Source organism: Mesorhizobium waitakense, from assembly GCF_056431085.1.
This window is the reverse complement of the sequence record NZ_JBWKME010000085.1, coordinates 1-4,425: the sequence shown is the minus strand read 5'-3', so window position 1 is coordinate 4,425 and position 4,425 is coordinate 1. Positions and strand designations below refer to the sequence as shown.

5 protein-coding genes and 1 pseudogene are annotated in these 4,425 nt (G+C 56.5%); 5 read left to right on the top strand and 1 reads right to left on the bottom strand.

Translation table 11 applies throughout. From position 1 onward, the window contains the following. Positions 1-122: 122 nt before the first annotated feature. A complete protein-coding gene (locus AC07FD_RS18370; RefSeq protein ID WP_478351003.1) occupies positions 123-509 on the bottom strand; it encodes a transposase in 387 nt (128 codons plus the stop codon). Between the two features lie 70 nt (positions 510-579). Between AC07FD_RS18370 and AC07FD_RS18365 the strand changes: the two are divergent. The 5 genes and pseudogenes from AC07FD_RS18365 to AC07FD_RS18345 all read left to right on the top strand — a co-directional run. Then, positions 580-1,139: pseudogene (locus tag AC07FD_RS18365) on the top strand (IS5 family transposase); the annotation flags it as partial. A gap of 35 nt (positions 1,140-1,174) precedes the next feature. Further along, positions 1,175-1,822, top strand: a complete 648-nt coding sequence (locus tag AC07FD_RS18360) for a DUF6538 domain-containing protein (protein ID WP_478351002.1) — start codon at positions 1,175-1,177, stop codon at positions 1,820-1,822. A gap of 48 nt (positions 1,823-1,870) precedes the next feature. Beyond that, on the top strand, positions 1,871-2,269 hold the full coding sequence (locus AC07FD_RS18355) for a hypothetical protein (protein WP_478351001.1): 399 nt from the start codon (positions 1,871-1,873) through the stop codon (positions 2,267-2,269). A 112-nt stretch (positions 2,270-2,381) separates the two neighbouring features. Next, positions 2,382-3,419: an SIR2 family protein gene (locus AC07FD_RS18350; RefSeq protein WP_478351000.1), complete on the top strand. Its 1,038-nt coding sequence runs from the start codon at positions 2,382-2,384 to the stop codon at positions 3,417-3,419. After that, on the top strand, positions 3,416-4,425 hold a 1,010-nt coding region (locus AC07FD_RS18345; RefSeq protein WP_478350999.1), incomplete at its 3' end, for an ATP-binding protein. The genes AC07FD_RS18350 and AC07FD_RS18345, both read left to right, overlap by 4 nt.

The window sequence follows — 4,425 nt, the reverse complement described above, 5'->3', positions numbered from 1 at the left end:
TACGTGAAGCGCCCCCGAGAACGGGTCCAGGCCGCCGTCCCTGACCAGCGCCATCAACGATGCCGCGCCCTTGCGGAAGTCGACCGGCTGGCACGACACGTAAACCACCACACCGGAAGCGATCATGCCTTGCGAACCGCGCGGATGATCCTCGCCAGGCGATCGGGATCAACATCGCCGCCGGCGCGCACCACGGCATCGCCAATGACGATTTCCACCGTGCCGCTGCCCACCGCTTCAAAGCGCGTGAACTTCGCCGGCTTGCTCGCTGCCTCCGTCAGTGGCGCAACCATGCCCGACGAAAGCGCCTTGCGGCGCCACCCATAGAGCTGCGAGGGATCCAGCCCCTCGGAACGCGCAACCGCCGACACATTGCCCCCTGGCGAGAACGCTTCGGCGACAAGCCGTGCTTTCTCGTCTTCCGACCGATGGCGCGGCTTGCGTCGGGACGGCACAGGCTCCGCCGTCAAAATCTCGAATGTTCGATGATGGCTCATACTGTCGCTCACAGGATTCTCCGCATGATTCATGCTGAAAATGAGCGATCAACCGCCTGCACGCTACGTGGGGATGCCTACGCGCTTACGCGGTTGGGTCAAAGCCGATGTTTTCATTCGGCTTTTCGAGGCCTGCTCGGACGAGCCGGACATGGAATACGCCATGGTCGACGCTACCATCGTCAAAGTCCATCGCCACGGCCAAGGCGCAAAAGGGGGACTCAGAGCCAGGCCATTGGTCGCTCTAAGGGCGGCATGACGACCAAGATCCTGGCGCTTACCGACGCGCTTGGCAATCTCGTGCGCTTCGTCCTGCTGCCGGGCCAGCGGTTCGATACGGTCGGTGTTGAACCGCTCATCGAGGGCCTCTACTTCGACGCTCTGATCGCCGATAAGGCCTTCGACAGCAACGTCATCATCGCCGATCTGAACGAGCGCGGCGCCAAGGTCGTCATTTCTCAGCATTCGCGTCGTGCAAAGCCGCTGCCGCTCGATGCCGAGATGTACAAATGGCGTCATCTGATCGAAAATTCCTTCTGCAAACTTAAGGAATTCAAGCGTATTGCCATGCGTGCCGACAAAACCGACCAGAGCTTCAAAGCCATCATCCATCTCGCCGCTGCCGTCATAAACTCACGATGAATATCAACACACCTTAGTACACAGGAGCGGTACACATGGTCCTTCGCATGAATCATCCTTGGCCACATCCGGACTCCGGTATCTACTGGTATCGCAAGCGCGTTCCCGAGCGGCTGAAGCCGCTGGTCGGAAAGACGGAGGAGAGGATTTCCCTCCGAACGCGCGACCCTGAACAGGCCAGGATCGAGTTCGCCCGCGTTTGTCTTGAAGTGCAGCAGCGTTGGCGGGAGCTTTCCGCAGGCCCCCGCAGCCCTAGCGAAAAGCAGGCTGCTGGCCTCGCGGGAGAAATCTACGATGCCATGGTCAAGGAGCATGGGGACAACCCATCGCGCATGCCCGGCCGCAGCTTGGCGCTCATGCTGGACCAAGCCGCGTTGCGACGGGGCTCAGTGCGGACGATTCCCTTACCGGATAAACGGCCAAAAGTGATGCAGGGACGGTTTAGCGTTTTGTCGGCCCGATTGGCTTGTCGTCGTCAGGGTCCGTCGAGGTCGCGACAACAGGTTCGTCCGGAGCGGGCGGCATCAACAACTCGTCGCCTCGCCTCGTCCATTCCGGAGTCAGCTTCAGGATTTTCCGTTGGCGAAGCGACGCAGGAATTTCCTTACCGCTTGTTGTTCCCGGAGGAGGAAGCGCGTCAGAAATTTCCTTTCCAAATCGCCCGCGCCAGTTCCAACTTCTGAGAAAGATCATCGGCCATATCGTCCCTCCGGTTTTTGAATCCTCCGGTTTTGCCGATCATTCCATGGCAGAGATTTCAGCTCCCCGTCATCATTCTCGCGCGGGCTGCTGTCGGCTCCGAGGGAATGCTGCCGTTCCCGCCGCCACCTGCTGATATTGAGTATGCGGCTGCATTCACTGCGATAGTCCAACAGCATCATGCGGAGGATTTGGAAGCTCCAATTGAAATAGTCGTAGACGAGATCGATGCCATTGTTGGACCTGCCCTCGGTCTGTCGTTTGAAGATGTCGCGTCAATCCGTCGTGAGCTGACCGAAGATCCATTTTTTAAAAACATAAAGCCTCGTTATCCTGCTTCAGCCGCACGTATTCATGGTTATAGGACAGGCCTTGATATTTCCGAGCGTCCCATTTGCTCGGCAAAAATCGTTGGATTTCTCAAGAAATAAAGTATCGGACAGTACCCAATTTACCCTTGGAAAAGCTGGCTATGGCGTTTCCTTATCGATGAGGGGGGTGTAGAGCCCAAGTCAAGTTTAACAAGTATCTCGGGGGGAGATCTTGAATCTGCACGACCTAAAGTCGCTGTTGCAGCGGCATTTCAGCGATGGGCTTGTGACCATCGTCGGGTCAGGCTTGTCTTGCGCTGAGGGTCTGCCAGGCATGGCCGAAATCGCGCAACATCTTCAGGCTGTAATAGTAGACGATCTCACCCCCTTCGATGCAGAACAATGGGCGGTTCTTAGCCCACTCATCGCTGACAAGGGACTGGAGGCCGCTTTATTGGAAGTGGCCCCAACTCCAGCACTGGAAACGGCAATCGTTGCGCGGACGGGGCAGTTTATCGCAAATCGGGAGCGCGAAATCGTCGAGGAGGTTTTTGCAAAGACCAGAACGCTGCGGTTCACGCGACTATTGGCGCATCTCCTTAAGCCGGATAGCGGCGCACCAATCATAACCACGAATTACGACCGATTGATCGAGATTGCCGCCGAAGAAGCAGGACTTGGCGTGGATACGATGTTTGTCGGCCAGTTTGCAGGCATCCTCAATGAACATGAAAGTCGTCTCGGCTTTTGTCGCGAAGTGACCCTCCGCGGAAAGCAGGTTCAATGGAGATACCGCCAGCGGGTGAATGTGTTTAAGCCGCATGGCAGTCTCGATTGGTACCATCGAGACGGTCGGCCAGTGCGCTATGCTGGCGATTTGACATCGCCACGTCTGATCATAACTCCTGGATTGAATAAGTTCCGCAATGGCTACGAGAGCCCTTTTGATCGGCATCGGGAGAGGGCGAATTCTGCAATCGATCGCGCGAGCCGTTTTCTGGTCATTGGCTACGGGTTCAACGACGATCACCTCGAAACTCACCTCACGCCTCGTATTCGCAGCGGTGTTCCGACGCTGTTGCTGACGCGCGGGTTGTCTCCCAACGCGATGAAACTCGTTGAAGAGTGTCCGAACGTAGTAGCGATTCAGCACGCCGTCGTCGGAGGCAGTCAAGGTTCATCGGTGTTTGTGGATAGGGCGGAAATGCAGGTACCGGACCTCGCCCTTTGGGAACTGAACTCCTTCATTTCTGAGGTGCTTGAACCATGACCGAAGTCGCATTGCAGTTTTCCGATGGCGACCGAATTGGGCGTGTCGCCTCCGTCGATACCAGCCGTGTTGCAGTCGATGTCACCAATTCGGTCCTGCTCACCCGCATTGGCATAGGCCAACTCGTTGCCATTCGGGGGGCGACTGAGAGGGAGTACCTGATTGCGATGACAGAGCGGGTTACGCGCAGCATGCGCGAGGAACTGCCTGCGCAGGGCAGTGACGACGAGACTGGCGCACTTCTCGCCGCAGTGCCGACCGACATTCTGCAAGGTGTCCTTATAGGCACATTCCGAACTGTCGAAGGGGGGAAGATAAATACATTCAAACGAGGTGCCGACAGCTTCCCGCAGATTGATCGTGAATGCTACGTGATCGAAAGCCTAAACCTACAAAGGTTTATGGGAATCTTGGGTGCGGGATTCTCCGAAGACGAACGGCTAAAGCTAGGTGTCTTCGTTGCTGATCGTTCGGCCGATGCCATTGCCAGCGGCGATAAGTTTTTCCAGCGCCATGCCGCAATCCTCGGCAGTACAGGGTCAGGAAAGAGTTGGGCCGTCGCACTGATCCTTGAACGCGCAGCCAAGCTCAAATTCCCAAATATCATCGTATTCGACATGCATGGGGAATACGCACCTTTAGCGGACAAAGCGGCTGGCGGATTCGCCGAGCGTTTCCGCATCGCTGGTCCAGGCGATCTTGAGAAACCCGGGGATGATGTCCTGTTTCTTCGGTACTGGCTGCTCAACCGCGACGAAATGTTGTCGATGATCCTCGATCGCAGTGATCAGAATGCGCCAAATCAGGCTTCACAGTTCACGCTACACGTTCGCAATCTGAAAGGGCGAACGTTGGATAACGAGGGCAAAGCCAGCGTGAAGAAAACTTTCACCGTGGATTCGCCTATCCCATACAACGTAAGAGAATTGTTCGGATTATTAGATGCTGACAACAGCGTACGCATCCGAGGTGGGCCGCCTTGTGAGAATTGTCGGATTTGGCACTG